21 protein-coding genes and 2 tRNA genes are annotated in these 17957 nt (G+C 55.9%); 3 read left to right on the top strand and 20 right to left on the bottom strand.

Features of this window, described 5'->3' with window-relative positions; genetic code table 11:
• Positions 1–76: 76 nt before the first annotated feature.
• From ABIT76_15095 to ABIT76_15000, 20 genes are all read right to left on the bottom strand, one after another.
• Positions 77–1216: a cytochrome c biogenesis protein ResB gene (locus ABIT76_15095; protein MEO7934473.1), complete on the bottom strand. Its 1140-nt coding sequence runs from the start codon at positions 1214–1216 to the stop codon at positions 77–79.
• Positions 1209–1757: a hypothetical protein gene (locus ABIT76_15090; GenBank protein MEO7934472.1), complete on the bottom strand. Its 549-nt coding sequence runs from the start codon at positions 1755–1757 to the stop codon at positions 1209–1211. Before ABIT76_15090 ends, ABIT76_15095 begins: the two co-directional genes overlap by 8 nt.
• Positions 1754–2221, bottom strand: a complete 468-nt coding sequence (locus ABIT76_15085; GenBank protein MEO7934471.1) for a DUF420 domain-containing protein — start codon at positions 2219–2221, stop codon at positions 1754–1756. Before ABIT76_15085 ends, ABIT76_15090 begins: the two co-directional genes overlap by 4 nt.
• A complete protein-coding gene (locus ABIT76_15080; GenBank protein MEO7934470.1) occupies positions 2222–2845 on the bottom strand; it encodes an SCO family protein in 624 nt (207 codons plus the stop codon).
• An 18-nt stretch (positions 2846–2863) separates the two neighbouring features.
• A complete protein-coding gene (cyoE, locus tag ABIT76_15075) occupies positions 2864–3766 on the bottom strand; it encodes a heme o synthase (GenBank protein ID MEO7934469.1) in 903 nt (300 codons plus the stop codon).
• Positions 3763–4923, bottom strand: a complete 1161-nt coding sequence (locus tag ABIT76_15070) for a COX15/CtaA family protein (protein ID MEO7934468.1) — start codon at positions 4921–4923, stop codon at positions 3763–3765. The genes cyoE and ABIT76_15070 overlap by 4 nt, the downstream gene beginning before the upstream one ends.
• The gene (locus ABIT76_15065; GenBank protein MEO7934467.1) at positions 4821–5642 is read right to left on the bottom strand and encodes a hypothetical protein; all 822 of its coding nucleotides are present in this window, start codon (positions 5640–5642) and stop codon (positions 4821–4823) included. Before ABIT76_15065 ends, ABIT76_15070 begins: the two co-directional genes overlap by 103 nt.
• A 9-nt stretch (positions 5643–5651) precedes the next feature.
• Positions 5652–5798, bottom strand: coding sequence for a hypothetical protein (locus tag ABIT76_15060; GenBank protein MEO7934466.1), 147 nt, complete (start codon positions 5796–5798; stop codon positions 5652–5654).
• A 118-nt stretch (positions 5799–5916) separates the two neighbouring features.
• Positions 5917–6120, bottom strand: a complete 204-nt coding sequence (locus ABIT76_15055) for a hypothetical protein (GenBank protein MEO7934465.1) — start codon at positions 6118–6120, stop codon at positions 5917–5919.
• A 3-nt stretch (positions 6121–6123) separates the two neighbouring features.
• Complete coding sequence (locus tag ABIT76_15050) at positions 6124–6441, bottom strand: hypothetical protein (GenBank protein MEO7934464.1); 318 nt, start codon at positions 6439–6441, stop codon at positions 6124–6126.
• 3 nt (positions 6442–6444) lie between these two features.
• A complete protein-coding gene (locus ABIT76_15045; protein MEO7934463.1) occupies positions 6445–7299 on the bottom strand; it encodes a heme-copper oxidase subunit III in 855 nt (284 codons plus the stop codon).
• A gap of 25 nt (positions 7300–7324) precedes the next feature.
• Complete coding sequence (locus ABIT76_15040; protein MEO7934462.1) at positions 7325–9088, bottom strand: cbb3-type cytochrome c oxidase subunit I; 1764 nt, start codon at positions 9086–9088, stop codon at positions 7325–7327.
• A gap of 302 nt (positions 9089–9390) precedes the next feature.
• Entirely contained in the window at positions 9391–9768 is a 378-nt protein-coding gene (gene msrB / locus ABIT76_15035) for a peptide-methionine (R)-S-oxide reductase MsrB (GenBank protein MEO7934461.1), read from the bottom strand.
• Positions 9769–10074: 306 nt separating this feature from the next.
• Positions 10075–10500: a 50S ribosomal protein L11 gene (rplK, locus tag ABIT76_15030; protein ID MEO7934460.1), complete on the bottom strand. Its 426-nt coding sequence runs from the start codon at positions 10498–10500 to the stop codon at positions 10075–10077.
• A gap of 113 nt (positions 10501–10613) precedes the next feature.
• Positions 10614–11183 (bottom strand): transcription termination/antitermination protein NusG, encoded by a 570-nt coding sequence (nusG, locus tag ABIT76_15025; GenBank protein MEO7934459.1) that lies wholly within the window; start codon positions 11181–11183, stop codon positions 10614–10616.
• Positions 11184–11202: 19 nt separating this feature from the next.
• Positions 11203–11412, bottom strand: coding sequence for a preprotein translocase subunit SecE (locus tag ABIT76_15020; protein MEO7934458.1), 210 nt, complete (start codon positions 11410–11412; stop codon positions 11203–11205).
• A gap of 47 nt (positions 11413–11459) precedes the next feature.
• Positions 11460–11532 (bottom strand) — tRNA-Trp (locus tag ABIT76_15015).
• 69 nt (positions 11533–11601) lie between these two features.
• Positions 11602–12798, bottom strand: coding sequence for an elongation factor Tu (gene tuf, locus ABIT76_15010; GenBank protein ID MEO7934457.1), 1197 nt, complete (start codon positions 12796–12798; stop codon positions 11602–11604).
• A 138-nt stretch (positions 12799–12936) separates the two neighbouring features.
• Positions 12937–13012, bottom strand: a tRNA-Thr gene (locus ABIT76_15005).
• A gap of 294 nt (positions 13013–13306) precedes the next feature.
• Positions 13307–15070: a hypothetical protein gene (locus ABIT76_15000; GenBank protein MEO7934456.1), complete on the bottom strand. Its 1764-nt coding sequence runs from the start codon at positions 15068–15070 to the stop codon at positions 13307–13309.
• A gap of 82 nt (positions 15071–15152) precedes the next feature.
• Here ABIT76_15000 and ABIT76_14995 point away from each other — a divergent pair, with 82 nt between their 5' ends.
• The 3 genes from ABIT76_14995 to ABIT76_14985 form a co-directional block, all read left to right on the top strand.
• Entirely contained in the window at positions 15153–15479 is a 327-nt protein-coding gene (locus ABIT76_14995; GenBank protein ID MEO7934455.1) for a hypothetical protein, read from the top strand.
• A gap of 49 nt (positions 15480–15528) precedes the next feature.
• Positions 15529–16263, top strand: a complete 735-nt coding sequence (locus ABIT76_14990; GenBank protein MEO7934454.1) for a hypothetical protein — start codon at positions 15529–15531, stop codon at positions 16261–16263.
• A 188-nt stretch (positions 16264–16451) separates the two neighbouring features.
• The coding region (locus ABIT76_14985; protein ID MEO7934453.1) for a delta-60 repeat domain-containing protein at positions 16452–17957 on the top strand (1506 nt) is incomplete at its 3' end.

Raw genomic sequence — 17957 nt, 5'->3', positions numbered from 1 at the left:
CAGATGCCGTTCCGCGAGACACGGAACGGAACACGCGAGACGCGTGCGCTCCCGGAAGAAGCTGGACCATTGCGTTTCATGCCGTCCTCCGTTTGCGCGAGAAATTCACCAGATGGATCGAGAACTGGACGAGCAGTCCAAGCCCGACCAGCGTGCAGGCGATGTAAGGCAGGAGCCAGCTCGGGTTGCGGACGACTTGCAGGATGCTCGTGGTGTCGTTGTTGTCGAAGGCGAGTTGGTAGTAGGTGTTGCCCTCGTAACGCAGCGGGTGGTTCATGTAAATCAGCGCGTCGCGTTTTTCGCCAGTGGCCGGATCGCTGATACTAACACGGCTGGAAAAATCCTTCGGGATGTCGGTGCCGGCGTAAATCTTGTGCGTGAAGTCGTTCAGCTTAATGGAAAACGGCTTGTAGAAACGCCGTGCGCGCAGGTCGATGTGCCAGGTTTTTCCGTCAACGGTGAACGTCTTCGGCGAGCGCAGGCGTTCGGAAAGAATAAAGGTCTGCGTCTGTTCGGGCGTAATGATTTTCACCTCAGCGCTCGGCATATTCGGCTGCTCCGAGGTGGTGGCAAGCGCGATGGGAACGAGCACTGCCATTGGGCCGACTTCCAGGCGCGGGATGTTAGGAGAAGAAACCTGATCCTTGGCGACTGCGGTCGAGTTGCGGAAGTATTGACTAACCTCGACGCGAAACGGCAGCGACGGATGTGTAATCGGCGCGCGCGATGTTAGCAAACCCTCCGGAATGCTAACTACGTGATCCGACTTGGAGTCCGATGTGTCGGTGAGGACGAGTTCCTTTTCGGTGAAAGACTCGGAGTAGTTTTTCGTCTGGCCTTCATCGAGCCGCATCTGCGCTTCCTTCGCAAACAGACTGGTGAAAAGTTGCCCGAGCAAGAGCAGGATCACACCCAGATGGAGGAAGTAGATGCCAGATTTTTTCCAGGAGAACTTGAAGCGCACGGCCTGCGCGGCGAGCAGGTTGAGCAGCGTGACACCGCCCAGCAAATAGCCGCCGGGCAGCACGGGAATGTGACGAATGGTTCCGGGGATAGTCCAGAAGACGAAGAAGCTATCGAAGTATTTTTTCTGTGCGCCGTAGATGCCGAGATGGACCTGCTCGATGGTGCCAAAGAAGACGAGCAGCATGGCGAAGGCGAAGCACACGATGGTGAGCTTCAGCGACGTGAATGGCAGCAGGATTTTCCTAACCATCGTTCGTGGATTTGTGATTCGACTGAAACTCGAATGAGTTGGCCAGCGCCTCGAAGCTGGCCTTTTGCGCGGCGACGGAGGCTTTGTCGCCAGTGAGTTTGAGGAACCAGCTCTGGTCGTCGCGCAGATAGATGGCCCCCAGCATCGCCTTGTCCTCGGTGGTCGAGGTGAGTTCGACGATCTGCACGGGTTGTCCATTCACCGAAGTCGTGACCACGTCGGACTCGGCAGATAACGCTGGAAGTCCCATCTGGCCGCGCCAGCGATTGAGGTTGGACAGCAATCCGCCGGCGGTTCCGGGGAAGGTGACGACGGAGACATCGACCTTGGAATTTTCCACGGTGAAACTGGCCGCGCGCATTCCGGACGGCGGGAGTTCCTTCCAACCGGCGGGCGTTTTCCAGTTGGGTTTCATGCCAATGGAAGCTGGTGCGGGAAGCTGCGGCGCGGACTCCATCTCCTTGGCGATGGAGTAGGTTTTGATTTCGCGATCCTCGCAGCCGGCAAGACAAACCGCTAGTAGGAGAGCGAGCTTTTTCACTGCTGCTGAGCGGTTTGCAAGGCGCGGCGCTTGAGCACTTCGTCGGCCGGATACCACTGGTAAAGCATGAAGTAAACGATGACGCCGGTGACAGAAACGTAGAGCCAGAGCGGCATCGTGATGCGGCCCATGCGGCGGTGCCGATCGAAGCGTGCGCGCAGAGCCGGGATGACGGTCATGAGGATGAGTGGCACGATGGCAATGGCCAGGACGACGTGGGTTAGGAGCAGAACGTAGTAAACGATTTTGATCGGACCCGGATAAGTGAATCGCACGCTGAGCGCGTGAAAGTGGTAAATGAGGTAGCAGGTTAGAAATGCAGCCGATGTTAACAGCGCCGTGATCATGCAGGCGATGTGCTGCGCCTTCCGCTCGTTGCGAATGAACCACCAGCCAAGCGCGATGAAGACGGTGCTCGCCGCGTTTAGAGAGGCGTTGATCGGCGGAAGGTCGTAAACCGTCATCTAGTTGGGCGAAGTGAGATAATGCTCAACGGCGGCAACGACCTTGGTGGCGGCGTCTTCGTCGGTGCCGTTGATGTAGGTGCGAATTGTGCCGCTTTTGTCCACGATGGCGAACTTGGTGTCGTGGATAAATTTGTCCTCCAGTTTTCCGCTGCCGTCGCCGGTATCGACAGCGCTGAGGAGGAAGCCTTTTTCGGCAAGGTCGTAGAGGTTCTGCTTCGATCCAGTGAGGAAAAGCCAGTTGGGTCCGGCACTAAATTTCTCGGCGTATTTCGCGAGCACGGTCGGCGTGTCGATCTCGGGATTGACGGTAAAAGATACGAATCTAACTCCAGTGGTTTTCTCCAGCCGGCTCTGGATTTCTCGCATCTGGGCGCTCATTTTCAGGCACGGTCCGGGGCAGCTCGTGAAGATGAAATCGGCGACCCAGACTTTGCCGAGCAGCTCGGTTTTGGAAACGGTGGTGCCGTTGTGAGCGGCGAAGGAGAAGGCGGGCAGGGGCCGCTCAAAGGCGACTGTGGGCGAGACGGTCTTGTTGTGCTGGATTTCGTTGTAAGCCAAGTAGCCGGTGAAGCCGCCGACGCCGATCGCCGAGGCGATGAAGAAGATCCAGTAGGAGCGCATTTTCATGGAAGTGGGCGGTCAGCGCCGGGTGAAAACGAGGAGCCCGAGGAGGATTGGCAGGTAAATGATGGACGCAAAAAAGAGGCGACGGGCGTTGGCTGCATTGCGCTCTAACTGGAATCGAAACGCGCAATAAAGGAAGCCGAGTCCGAGGGCGATGGCACCGGCCAGCGAGATGACGTTATTGATTTTCAGGAACCAGGGCAGCGTCGTCGAGGCGATGAGGAGCAGTGTGTAGGCGAGGGCTTTCCAAGCCGTTTCGTGGCCCGAGGCGTCGCGTCCGGAGATCATGACGAAGCCGCCTTGCAAATAATCCTCCCGGTAGAGCCAGGAAATGGCGAGGAAATGGGGGAGCTGCCAGAGGAAAAGGATGACGAAGAGTGTGATGGCGACGGCGTCGAGACGATTGGCGGTCGCGGCGTAGCCAATGACTGGCGGCAGCGCTCCTGGAATGGCGCCGATGAGGGTGTTGAGGCTGCTGATTTTTTTCAGCGGCGTGTAAATCACGATGTAAGAAAGGATCGTGGCGATGGCAACTTCAGCGGAGAGGGGATTTACGGTGATCCAGAGCCATGCCACTCCGATGGCGCAACCGAGCAGACCGATGACGGCCGCCGCTTGCGGGGTCATCTCGCCAGTCGGGAGCGGGCGGGTGCGGGTGCGGTGCATTTTGGCGTCGGCTTCACGCTCGATGAATTGGTTGAGCGCGGCGGCTCCGGCGGCGGAAAGCGCGGTGCCAAACATGCAATTTAGGAGCAGCCAGTAATTCACCGGGCCGCGTCCGAGCCCCATGCAAAAACCGACGAGCGTGGTGACGAGGACTAGAAAGGTCAGCCGCGCCTTGACCAAATCGGAAAGGAGAGCCGCCAGTGACCGCCGCGCCAGGGCAGCAGCCTCCGGGTCTGCTGGGAGCGCGTTCATCCAGCTATTTCCGCCAAGTTGGGGGGAGTTTCAACCGACTTGCGCGTAGAGCCGGGCCTTTTCGCATCCCAACACGCCCGATAGCCGATGATCGTGATGAGACCGCTGAGAATGAAAATGCTGGCTCCTATGGCGACGTGGGCGGTGGCGATGTCGGCAGCTTTGTTGCTCCAGATAGTCCACGCGCCGAGGGTGATTTGAATGGCGATGAGGACAGGGAACAGCATGGCCCAATTTTTAAGAACTCCGCCGCTTTTGAATAGCCTGTAACTAAACCAGAGCACGGCTACGGCTAGAAAATAGGCGATGAGTCGATGGATGAATTGGAGCGCGATCAGCGTGGAAGTCGTTTCGGGAATGTTGTGCGCGATGCGGTCGGTGTTGATTTCCTCCAGGGTTTGCGGGTCGAGCGGCGGCAGGATCTGACCGTAAGCCGTCGGAAAATCGGGAATGGAGAGGCCGGTGTGCGAGTGCCGCATCGTCGCAGCGACGGCCATGTTGATAAAGATCAAACTCGTGAGAAAGAGCCCAATGCGAGCGAAACTTTTCGCAGGATCGCTGGCGAGTCTGGTTGTTTTCCACCAATTCGATGTGACCAATGCGATGAAACTCGTCAGCAACAGGAACGATTGGGCGAGGCAGCCGTGGAAGATGCCAATTTCAGCGCGGTTCAAGGCGACGCGCTGGCCACCGAGGACGCCTTGGAGAATGACGGCAAAAACGGCGATGACTCCGACGTGTTTCAGCCAGGCGCGTTTCTCAGAAATCCAGAGCCAGATGCAGAGGGTGACAGTGAGAAAACCGACGGTTGAGGCGATCAGCCGGTGCAGGTGCTCGTGAAAAATTCCCCCGACCCATTTTGAGAATGGGAAAAGGAACATGTTGTAGCCGTAGGTCGTCGGCCAGTCGGGGACGGACATGCCGACGCCCTTGCTCGTGACCAATCCGCCGGAGCAGATCAGAATGAAAGTGGCCACGGCCAGCAGAACGCTGAAACGGTGGAGAAATTTTGAACTCATTCGATCCATCAGCAACTGCTGCCGATTGGGAAAATTTACAGCGTCGCTGGTTTTTCCGGTGCGATTGACGCGGTGGCCGGAGAGAGGCTGCGGAGTTGCGCCGAGACCGGAAGCTTCGGCACCGCCGCCTGAATCCAACCGTCGAAATCAGCCTGCGACTCGACTGTCACCGTCGCCTTCATGGAGTAGTGACCGGAGCCGCAAAGCTGGCCGCAAATAACCTCGTATTCGCCTTCTTTGTTGGGCGTAAACCAGATCGGAACCAAGGAGCCGGGAATGGCGTCGTGGGCGATGCGCATGTTGGGCATGGCAAAATTATGGATCACATCCTTAGACGAGACTTCGACAATTACGGGGCGATTCACCGGGAGTTGCATGGTGCCGGTGGTGACGATGTCGTCCTTCGCCGCCGGATCGTTTTTATCGAGGCCCAGCTGATTCGCAGCGCCGATCAGTTGCAAATCTCTTTTTCCATAAACACCATCCGCACCGGGATACCAGAAGTTCCAGGCGAATTGCTGGCCGTAAACGCGCACCATGGTCGCACCCTTCTTGGGGAATTCATTCACCCGCGAAGACCAGATCGGGAGTGCGAAACCGAGCAAAAGGACGGCCTCAACCAGAACGACAGAGACTTCAATGTGAGTCGAGATCTTGGTTTTTACCCCGTGGTAATTTGCCTTGGGATTGCGGGATTTATGGAAACGGAAGAGGACGTAGGTGAAGAAGGTGAACCAGCCGATAAAGAGTGTCGCCATTAGCCAGTGGGCCATTTCCAGCATGTTGTCGATCAGTGGCGCATGCTCCGATGCAGCCTGTGGCAAACCGAGTAATTCGTTGATGAGAGCGAGAAACATAGCGATGAATTAGTGAAAAATAGGCTGTTCTTCCATGAAGAGTTCAGCTTGTGGACGAGGTTCTTTTTGTTTCGCCACGAGGTAAATGACGAAGCTGGCGACGCCGCAGAGGACGACGCCAATGGTGCCGAGCAGGAAGAGAATGGCGATGGTCATTCCGCGGGACTCGGGGGATTCCGGTGCGGCGAAACAGACGGGGCACGCCTGAAGGCTGGCCTGAAAAGCCAGCAGACTGAGAAAAGCGAATATGAATTTTCGAGCCGAGAAAGCCATTTCAGACGATGATGCTGCGCGATTTTTTGAGGAACCAGACCCCGTAGAAAATCATCACAACAGTGAGTAGAGAAAAGCCCAAGCCAAATGCGAGTGCCGCCACTTCCATGCTGCTGCGGTAGGCAAACCAGCCGATCAGCGAGCAGGCAATGCTCAGGACGATGGCAATGATAATGAAGAGGAAGTGGAAGGCTTTTAGCGACATGGCTTATAAATGAATACGATCTTCAAACGCCAGCAGGCTGACCAAAATCAGGTCGGCACAGAAGAAAAGCGCCAGGAAGAGCGCGCGGTAAACGGATTCTTTTTCCGATCTGAGATGCATCGTGAACCAGACGATCATGGCGGCATTGCAGGCGGCCAGAAGCAAGGCGACGAGCACATTGCCATGGGTCAGGAACGAGAAAACCACTGTCAGACAAGTGAAAACGGCCGAGAGCAAGCCGACTTTCACGTAAAGACCCACGTGGACTTCTTCCGCTTCCTTGGCGGCGAGTTCTTGATTTTCCGAATGAGGTGCAGACATAGTTTATAAAAGGTAAAACAACGGGAACGCAAATATCCAGACCAAGTCCACGAAGTGCCAGAACAAGCCGGCGCATTCGACACGGTTGGTCAGGTATTCGGGATTGGTTTTGTAAAGTGCTGCGCCCGGCCCGAGGAAATATAGGAAGACGACCAAGCCGCCCACGATATGCAGCGCGTGCAGACCGGTGATGGTAAAGTAGATCGCGAAAAAGGAGCTGTGCTTCGGTGAGAAAACCGTGGCCCAACGGACATCAGCTTTTTCGACCGTGACTTCTTTTTCACTGCGCGGTTGCTGGATGAAAGTCGGGTAATCGTTCTTCGGATTCGTGGGGTCGGCATTCACGGCATCCACCATGATTTTGTATTCCGTGGCCGTCTCTTCGTGCAAATGTCCGGTGATTTCGGAACGTGGTGGCAGGTTTTTGCCAGCGAGGTAGTTATTGCCCAGATAATCATCATACTTGGCCAGGGCTTCGGGTTTGATGTAAGCGCCGAAATGCTCAAACTTCTGCGGATATTCGTAGCCCAGTTTGATGACAAGGAACACCGTGCCCAGGATGATCGTCAGCGCCATCCAGAGGCGGTATTGATTAAACTTGCGCATTTTCAACGCCGCCCAAGACATCACCACAGTCACCGAGGAGGCGATCAGGATGAAAGTGTTGGCGGTGCCGACGGGGACATTTAGCAAACCATGCGGCCACATGCCGGGTTCCGCTCCCATGCGCAGAAAAAGATAGGCGGAAAAAAGCCCGCCGAAGAGCATGACTTCCGAGGCGAGAAAGAGCCAGATGCCGATTTTGCCGCTATACAAACCCGTGTCTGGACGGGCACTGACCGTGTAAGGAATTTCCATGAAGAGTTAAATTAAAGTCGGATGATCAGATGTTGGGCTCCCATTGCGGGGAAAAGTCGCGAGGAGCACCGGGGACGCTGTATTCGTTCGGGCCACGGTAAACCGTGACTGGCTTGAGGAAGTTGCCGTGTGGCGGAGGCGTGGGCGTGTTCCATTCCAAAGTGGTGGCGTCCCATGGATTGTCGCCCACTTTTTTGCCACGGAAAAAGCTCCAGACGAAGTTGAAGATGAAGGGAACTTGGAACACGAGCAGGCCGACCGCTGCCCACCAAATGGCATTGTTAAAATGGAGTAGTGGCTTGGCGAGTTCGTAGGTGGCACCGCCATCGTACCAGCGGCGATGCATACCGCCGATACCCTGGAGAAACATGGGCATGAAGATTCCATTCATGCAGATGATGGAGCCGAAGAAATGAATTTTCCCCAGGAACTCGCTCATTTTTCGCCCGGTGACTTTAGGATACCAGAAATAGACGCCCGCAAAGAGCGCGAAAATGGTACCCGGAGCCACAACGTAATGGAAGTGGCCGATGACGTAGTAGGTGTCGTGGAGTTGCAGTGCAAGCGAGTTAAAGGCCAGCGGGATGCCAGTCAAACCGCCGATGCCAAACATCGGGAGGAAGCCGCACGCAAAACACATCGGAGTGTTGAAACGAATGGAACCGCCCCAGAGTGACATCAACAGCGCGGTCACGATGACGACCGAAGGAACCGAGATCATGACGGTCGTCGTCTGGAAGAAAGCGGCCACTTTTTGGCCCATTCCAGTCAGATACATATGGTGCGCCCAGACCATGAACGAGAGGATGCCCACGCCAATGGCGGAGAAGACCACCGCCTTGTAGCTCCACAACGGCTTGCGCGTGTTGTTGGCAATAATCTCGGAAATAATGCCGAGCGCGGGAAGGATCAAGACATACACTTCGGGGTGCGCCAGGAACCAGAAAAGGTGCTGCCACAGCAAGGTGCTTCCGCCACCGCTGCGTGGGAAGGGCAGGCCATTGACAATGAGGCCGCTCGGCGAAAAGAGGCTGGATTCAAACACACGATCCATGAACTGCATGATGGCGGCGGATTCCAAAGGCGGGAAAGCTAGGAGCAGCAGATAAGCGGTGATGAATTGCACCCAAACCAGAACCGGCAGGCGCATCCAAGTCATGCCAGGCGCACGGAGCTGGATGACGGTGGTGATGATGTTAATCGAACCGAAAAGTGAGGAGGTGATCAGGAATACCATCGACAAAATCCACATTGTCTGGCCGGTGAAGAGAACAGGCCAGCCTGGTTGAATGCCGACCATGCCTGGATGATCCGCGATAATCGACAGCGGCGGATACGAGGTCCAGCCGCTTTTGGCAGGTCCGCCCGGAACGAAAAAGCTGGCCAGCATGAGCACGCCGCCGACAAAGCCGATCCAGAAGCTCAGCATGTTCATCTTTGGAAAGCTCATGTCCGGCGCGCCGATTTGCAGTGGCACGAGATAGTTTCCAAAGGCTCCGAAGGCGATCGGCACTACGCCTAAAAACACCATGATCGTGCCGTGCATCGCGCCCATGGAATTATAGAAGTCCGGCAACATTGCGCCGTCGGGCGTCATGAAGGCCGCCCCGATTCTGTGGCCCAACCATTTGCCAATGACTGGGATCGGCACGCCATTGTTGGCCAACTGCCAACGCATAAGCATCATCAGCAAAAAACCGAGAAGCAAGAACAGCAACCCGGTGACCAAGTATTGGACGCCGATGACTTTGTGATCCAGCGAGAAGACGTATTTCGAGATGAAACTCATCTCATGATGCTCATGACCGCCATGCTCATCATGGTCGTGTCCGGCTAGGTTAGATGGGCCGCCGGCTAATGCGGCTTCGTTCGCTGGGTTGTTCATGCAGTTTCGAGAGTGAGAAAGGTAAAAGTATTAGGGAAACTTATCTTGGGAAATTTTTATCAGCGCGGATAGGCAAAGGCAAAGAGATCTTTAGGAAAATTCTTCGCAGAGCAAAGCGGATTATCCGAAAACTTGCAATGCTTCCGTCGAGTATTTTTTGCCCATGATTTTGCACTGGCGACGGGCAAAGAGCCACCCGGCCTCAGCTACTTCTCCGGCTCGAATTGGAGCGAGGCAGAGTTCATGCAATAGCGCAGGCCAGTCGGAGCTGGACCGTCGTCAAAGACGTGACCCAGATGGCTGCCGCACTTGGCGCAGACAGATTCAGTGCGGATCATGCCGTGGGTGCGATCCACGATTTCACTCACACTCGACTCGTTGGCCGGGGCATAAAAACTCGGCCAACCGGTGCCGGAATCGTATTTGGCAGAGGAATCGAAGAGCAATTCGCCACAGGCGACGCAATAATATTTGCCTGGCTTTTTGTTGTCCCAATACGCGTTGCGGAATGGAGGCTCGGTTCCTCCCTGACGTGCCACACGGTATTGTTCGGGCGTCAATTTGTCGGCGTATTCGTCTTGCATGGGACGAAAATACCGCACGCCTGCCAGAAAGCAAAAATGACGGTCACGAGGACCGCCATTTTCGCCTTCGCTGGCAGGAAGCATGGATTCTAGCGGGTCCCTCTGTTTGCACAGGACTTCTAGCCAGCTTACGTCGGCAGGGAATTGCTTCCCTAAAATCATTTATGAGAATCAAATAAGCAAATGCCGGGCCAAGGCGACGACTTTCTTGGTTCTGCATCAGTAATAGGAATAAAAAAGCCGGAATCATTGCTGATTCCGGCTTTCCGGCGTGCCGCAGTGGACACGTCTAGTGGGAATTGGTGTTTAGCCTTCGATCTCGATGCCCATCTGGCGAGCGGTTCCAGCGATGATGCGGAAACCAGCTTCTTCAGTGCGCGCGTTGAGGTCCTTGGACTTAATCTTCACGATGTCCATGATTTGCTTCTTGGTCAGCGTGGCGACTTTGACTTTATTCGGCTCCTTGGAACCGGAGGCAATGTTGGCCGCTTTCTTCAAAAGCACACCAGCGGGCGGGCTTTTTGTAATGAAAGTGAAGGATTTATCCTTATAAACCGTGATGACGACCGGGAGAATGTCTCCGGCCTGCTTCTGGGTGGCGGCGTTAAATTCTTTGCAGAACGCCATGATGTTGACGCCTTGCTGACCGAGGGCGGGACCGACGGGTGGAGCGGGGTTGGCCGCACCAGCAGGGATTTGGAGTTTGATTTGACCGACGACTTCTTTTGCCATTTTAGATTAGATGAATGGAATGCAACTCCGATGAGGCGGCAGAGCGGTTTTTCCGGGTTTTGAGTTTGTGCGTAAAATGAGTTGAGCTGAAAATGAGCGGAGTTCCAATGGAATCAGGCGCGTTCGACCTGCCAGTATTCGAGTTCCACTGGAGTGGAGCGGCCGAAAATGCTGACGGAAACGCGGATCTTGCCGCGTTCGGGGTCGATTTCCTCGACGATGCCGGCCTGATTTTGGAATGGACCGTCGGCGACTTTGACCGATTCGCCGATCTCGAAGCTGACCTTGGGTTTAACCTTTTCGTCAGCGGCGCGGGCTTGGGAGAGAATATTTTCCACGTCCTTCGGAGAGATGGGGAGGGGACGATCCTTGTTTCCGGCGAAGCCAATGACGCCGGTGGTGTCTTTAATAAAATACCAAGTGCGGGCGACGAGCTGGTTGTTTTCGTCGAGCAAATGCATGTTGGCGATCACGTAGCCCGGCATGAGTTTGCGCGTGGTCTCGGTCTTTTTACCGCGCTTGATCTCGGAGACGCGTTCCGTCGGAACAATGATCTCGTAAATGAGATCGCTCATTTCGTCGGTTTTGATGCGTTTGTTCAGGTTGTCGGCCACTTTGTTTTCCTGACCGGAAAGCACTTGGACGGCATACCATTGATCTTTGGGAGCGATAGCGAGAGGCATGAAAATTGGGGAGGAAAGATTACTTCGTCAACCAGCCGACGACAACGAGCAAAATATAATCCCAGAAGGCGATAAACGCGCTGAGAAGGAGGATGCCGATGACGGTGACCGAAGTGGAATCGATGATTTCTTTGTAACGTTTCGCGCCTTTTTCCTTGGTGTCCCAAGGCCACGAGGCTTTGGCGAGTTCAGTGCGAACTTCGCTGATAAATTTACCGGGGCTGGCCATGAATGAAAAGGTGGGCTGCGAAAACTAAGGTTTGGAGAGGAGCGGAGCACGGCAGGAGGGACTCGAACCCCCAACACGCGGTTTTGGAGACCGCTGCTCTACCAATTGAACTACTGCCGTATGTTCGCTGTGAAAAGTTTAGCCCCGCCAGCGGAGTTTAATTCCGATGGCGGGGAAATAAAACTAACTTTATTCGGTGATGATGTCGGCGATACGACCGGCACCGACGGTTTTGCCACCTTCGCGAATGGCGAAGCGGAGAGTCTTCTCCATGGCGACCGGGGTGATGAGTTCGATTTCGACCGAGACGTTGTCACCAGGCATCACCATTTCGACTCCTTCAGGGAGCTTGACGGTGCCGGTCACGTCCGTGGTGCGGAAGTAAAACTGCGGACGGTAGTTCGAGAAGAATGGCGTGTGACGGCCACCTTCTTCTTTCGAGAGAACGTAGATCTCCGATTTGAATTTCTTGTAAGGCTTGATCGAACCTGGCTTGGCGATGACCTGGCCGCGCTCGATGTTTTCCTTTTTGATGCCGCGAAGCAAGATGCCGACGTTGTCGCCCGCACGAGCCTCGTCGAGGAGCTTGCGGAACATTTCGATGTCGGTGACGGTCGTCTTGGCCGTAGGGTTGATGCCCACGATCTCGACTTCTTCCATCTTCTTGAGGATACCGCGCTCGACACGACCAGTGGCGACAGTGCCGCGACCTTCAATGTTGAACACGTCTTCGATTGGCATCAGGAACGGCATGTCGATCGCACGCTCTGGAAGCGGGATGTATTCGTCCACGGCGTCCATCAGATCCATGATGCACTTGCCTTCTGGCGAAGTGGGGTCGCCGGAAGCGAGAGCTTTCGTGGCGCTGCCTTTGACGACGGGAATGGTGTCGCCCGGGAATTCGTAGCTGGAAAGGAGTTCGCGCACTTCCATTTCGACGAGTTCGAGGAGCTCTGGGTCATCGACCATGTCGCACTTGTTCAAGAAAACGACGAGCGCTGGAACGCCGACCTGACGTGCGAGCAGAATGTGCTCACGAGTCTGGGGCATCGGGCCGTCGGCTGCGGAAACAACGAGAATGCCACCGTCCATTTGGGCGGCGCCGGTGATCATGTTCTTCACATAATCGGCGTGTCCGGGACAATCGACGTGAGCGTAGTGACGCTTGTCGGTCTGGTATTCCACGTGAGCGGTATTGATGGTGATGCCGCGCTCTTTTTCTTCGGGCGCTGCATCGATTTCCGCGTATTTCTTAGCTTCCGCGAACCCTTTTTTGGAAAGAATCGTGGTGATTGCTGCGGTGAGGGTGGTCTTGCCGTGGTCAACGTGGCCGATGGTGCCGATGTTAACGTGGGGTTTGCTTCTGTCGAATTTGTCCTTGGCCATGGAATTGTCTCCCAAGTGTTACTTGGAAAGTCAGTTAATAGTTATTGTTTGTTTTACGGGTTGGTTGTTATGCAAATTGCTTGGTCGCCCGATTTGCCGGCGCGCTTCATTCGGATTTAACTCGAACGAAAACGAATATGGAGCCCTCAACCGGGCTTGAACCGGTGACCTCATCCTTACCAAGGATGTGCTCTACCAACTGAGCTATGAGGGCGTATGTCGCGACCATCGCTGGTCGTGTCGCTTCCCGATCTCTTGCGAAACCGATAAGGCCGAAGCCATATTTGTGGGCGCCGCTTTCGGAACGAGGGGGTAAAAAACCCCAACCGAATCCACTTTTGCAAGCGTCAAACGATCAGGGCGGTCCACTCCCGTCTTTCTAAAGGCGAGTCGGAAAGGTAACGAGTCGCGCTGGAGTGTCAAAGATAATTTATGGAAAACCGGGAAAGCGGCCCATTTCCGAGCTTTTTGCCGCGTCTCTCAAGGATTTCAGACCCAAAAATCAGCCTTACTTCGCGTTGTTGATCTGCTGCTGATACGAATCGAAGTCCTCTTTCGACAAGCCCGTCTGCCGAGCCAGCCATTGCTGGGCCGACGCTTTGTCGTTGCGCGACCAGGTGTAAAGAACGTTCTGCGTCGCATTCCGGCGCTGATTGTCATCGGAAACGGACGTCGCCCAGGTCGCTGCCGTCGCCGGGTCAAACTCCGCGATGTTGCCCGTGAACGTCGAGATCATCGTGTCGCGCGTTTTCCCGGCGGGCAACTTGTTCAACCATGCCGAGGTGTTTTCCGGATTGTCTCGTGACCAATTCGACACCGCATTCCGCAGCGCGTTTTCCCGCGAATCGCCCTCTGGCATCTGGCTCAACCACGAAATCGCCTTCTCCGGCTCCGACTCCGACCACTGGCTGGCAATCCGCTCGATGGCTTGCTTCTGCGCTTCCGGACTCTTGATCGCGCTGACCTGCGCCGCCGCTTTCTCCGGCTCATATTGCGCCCACTGGCCGAGCAGATTGGCCGTGAAATTTTTCTCCACCTCGGGATTATTCTGCGCCCGGGCCCACGCCAGCGCCGCCGCCGGATCGTTGCGGCCCCAACTGTAGGTGAGCGATTGCAGATAATTCTGAAACTTGTTGTCGCCCTGCAGCCGCATCACGTAATCCGCTGCCAGACGCGGCTCATTCTGCGCCCACTGCGAGAGTGCGTTCGTCATCGCATTTTCCCGCGTCCCGCCCTGCGGCAACTTCTCCACCCAAGCCAGCGCGGCCGTCGCATCCTGCTGCGCCCATTGCGAGGCGAGATTGCCCACCATCTCGCGCTGCACCTGACCGGGAGGAAATTTCCCCACATATTCCGCCGCCGCCAACGGATCAGTCCGGGCCCAATTGGAAACAATACTGCGCATCGCCTGCTGCTGAAGATTGCCGCCGGGGAGCGACTCCGCCCAGGCAGCCGCGGCTTTCGGATCGGTGTTGCTCCAGTTGCTCGCCACCACGCCGATGGCCTGCTGACGAAACTGGGTTCCCGGCAAACTCGCCGCGCGCCGGGCCGCATCCGCCGGATTCCGGCTGGTAAGCGTTCCAAAAACCGACCAGGCCCAATTGTAACCGTCCGACGCCAGCTTCGGCATCGCCAGCACCATCTTCAACGCGGCATCCGGGTCCTTGTCGGCAATCGCCCCGATCACCCCGCTGATCGCATTGCGCCGCGCACTGCCCTCGGGCAGAGAAAACGCCCACGCCTTCGCCGCATTCAGATCCGACTCCGCCCAGACACTGGCGATGTTGCCGTAAAAATTTTCCCGCGAGTCCCGGTCCTTCTGCGTGTCCGCATAACGGATCGCCTCCTTCGGCGACAGCTCCGCCAGGCGTCCGATCAAGCTGTGCATCAGCGAGCGGCGGACGTTCGTCTGCGGCAACCCTTCGACTTGCTGGAGGGCGGTCATCACTCCCGAGCGATCCAGACTTTGGGCAAAACGCCGGGCATTTTCCCAAAGCTTGCGACTTCCATTGAGGCGGAGAATCTCCAGCAACGACATCACCCGGTCCTGCTTCGCGATTTCCTGGCCCGGCGTCACATCCGCGATGGCACGAGACGACCCCGGATCATTGCTCAATTCCAGCGCACGACCGGGAGCCGAAGCCCCACCCGCCGACCTCTCCACGACGGGAGTTCCATGGTTATCAGACTTCGCCGACCCGGTCAGCCGCCCGAGCACCCCGCCCACAATCAAAGCGCCCGCGACAAGACCCGCGATTTTTGGGGAGATCATGCCCCAGTTTCCTAGCTCCCCCTTCGCCCCCTGACGAGGAGAATCCGTTGCCCACAAAGCGGCAGCCAGATTTGGAAATATTATGCGCCATCGCCATTATATTATTGTCGCATGGACCTTTTTCCTCTTTTCTCCTTTTGAGGAAACGCCCAAAGCGCCACTCAGTGACCTGAAAAACGAAGACGGCCACTCCAAAACTTCACCCGGTTCCTGCAAAACTCTTCTCGGCCCCTCCCAAAACCCATCCGGCTCCTCCAAAAAGACACCCAGCCGCTCCGATTTCACTTTAACTCGCCTCAAAATTTCACCCAGCCGCCTCCATAATCCACCCAGTCATTCCAAACAGACATCCGGCTTGGATAAAAAGAGACAAAGTCATCCCAAAAAGAGCGTCGGTTCAAAAATCTGACCAAAAACAACCAAACTCGCATCCATTCATCCTTAAACTCCAACACATCATGCCCGAAGACACCACACCACCACCAGCACCCCAACCCGACGGTCCCACCCCCGCGCCCCTCAACGCCGCCCAACTTGCCTCGCTCTCAAAGACCGAGCAAATCTGCCGCATCGCCCTCAAGCCCGACTACCTCGCCCAGCTCACCGCCGATGCCGCCGAGCCACCCGCCGAGGACGACCTCACCGAAGCCGAGATCCAGGCACTCCTCACCGACTGCGCCACCGTGCGCGACTTCAGCAGCCGCGCCGCCGCCGCCACCACCGCCAAGACCGACTACACCGACGAAGAGATCGACGCCCGCGCCGCCCTCATGGAGATCATCCGCTTCATCCAGGCCCGCGCCCGCGTCAAACACCACGCCCAGCGCCCCACCGTCCTCCTCGATTACGGCATCGGCATCGACCTCCTCGTCAGCCGCTCCATCCTCGAACAATACGCCACCGCCATTCACCTGAAGACGGCCACCGACATCCTCAGCAAAGTCACCGCCGCCAAACGTCAGGCCCTCCTCGACGCGCTCGCCGCCTATCGCGCCGCGCAAACCAATCAAACCGGCGGCCAAAGCACCGCCACCCAACTCCGCACCAGCCGCGACACCCTGCTCGACCAGACCGTCGCCGGACGCATGAAAATCCAATTCAGCGCCGACGCCGAATGGCCCCACACAGACCCCGCCAACCACGGCATCCGCATGGAATTCCAACTCCCCGCCAACCGCCCCTTCATCGGGTAGATCGGTTGCGCATCGGCTCTTCATCGCAACGATGATTCCCAGCTACTACTTTTCCAAACGCAACAATTTCAAAGCGCTACCATGTTTTGCAACGCCCGCAGCCGCCGAGGTCAGACGGCCAAGAAGTGGTAGACCAATTTTTGTTTGCTCCACTTTGCTTTCTCCGCGATCCACACGAGATTCTCGCCATGCAGACTGTGAGCATCGCTAAAAGCTACCGCCAAGCCTCGTTTCACGTTTCAGACATACATAGTCTTGTGAGGAGTCGTCTGCGGAAATTAACCTTGCATACTAACAGCGCGAGGTTAGGTGCCGCACTACTTTTCACTGTCTGCCGCGTTCTACACGCCGCATCGGGCGACCTCGACACTGCCTTTGGCGGCACAGGCAAGGTAGTTACCGATTCTGGCATGAGTATTGGTAGTGGCAGCTACAAAGGAGTAGCGATTCAATCCGTTGATAGCAAGATTGTCGCAGCTGGCGATGCCTATAACGGACATGGCAATGATTTCTCAGTGACGCGCTACAATGCCGATGGAACATTGGACGCGACTTTTAATGGTAATGGCAGGGTAAATACTCCGATCTTTACCACGAGCAACGATACTTTTGTTGGCGGTATAGCCCTCCAAACTGGGGACGCTAAAATCGTTGTTGCAGGAACTACCTACACATCCACTTCCGGCGATTTTGTAGTGGTTCGTTATAACCCAAACGGCACACTTGATACTACTTTTAACGTCGTCGGCAAAGTCATCACTGACATCGGCGGCGGTAACGACCAAGTCAACAGTGTTGTGATCCAGCCTGCGGACGGCAAAATTTTAGTTGGTGGCCATTCGTTCTCTGGCACTTTTAATGATTTTGCCTTGATACGCTACAATCCTGACGGCACGCTCGACCCCACTTTTAATAGCACTGGCAAAGTAACCACTCCGGTAAACAATGGGAGTATCTATGGCATGGCTCTCCAGCCTACCGATGGCAAAATAGTTGCCGTAGGATACTCCTCCAATGGCGGCTATTCGGGCCATGTTATCTTCCTTGCGCGCTACAATCCGGACGGGTCGCTCGACACCACTTTTAATGACACAGGTAAAGTCAGCACCTCCATTGGCAGCGACGACAGTAGTTCCAGCGTGGTCATTCAGCCTGCCGACGGCAAAATCGTCGTTGCGGGGTATGCTTATAACGGTAACGATTTTGATGTCGTCTTGGCTCGCTACAATCCGAATGGAACCTTGGATACTACCTTCAATGGCACGGGTATATTAACGACAAACATTAGTAACGACTTTGGTTCCAGCGTTGCTATTCAGCCTGTAGACGGGAAGATTTACGTCGCAGGAATTTCCAGATCCTCCACCTATAACTCTAACTTCCTAGTTGTCTGCTATAACTCGGATGGCACTCTGGACACCACTTTTAGCAGCACTGGAAAAGTGATTACGGATTTCAGCGGTAGCGATGACTACGGCAATAGCATGGTTATACAACCAAGTGACGGAAAGATCGTCGTAGCGGGCAGTTCCTCGAATGGAACGGTTGGTCATTTCGCAGTCGCTCGTTACCTAGTCGACCGGACACCGACACCGACACCGACACCGACACCGACACCGACACCGACACCGACACCGACACCGACACCGACACCGACACCGACACCGACACCGACACCGACACCGACACCGACA

It is taken from the genome of Chthoniobacterales bacterium, assembly GCA_039930045.1.
Taxonomy (GTDB): Bacteria; Verrucomicrobiota; Verrucomicrobiia; order Chthoniobacterales; family DASVRZ01; genus DASVRZ01.
This window is presented reverse-complemented; position numbering and strand designations above follow the sequence as displayed.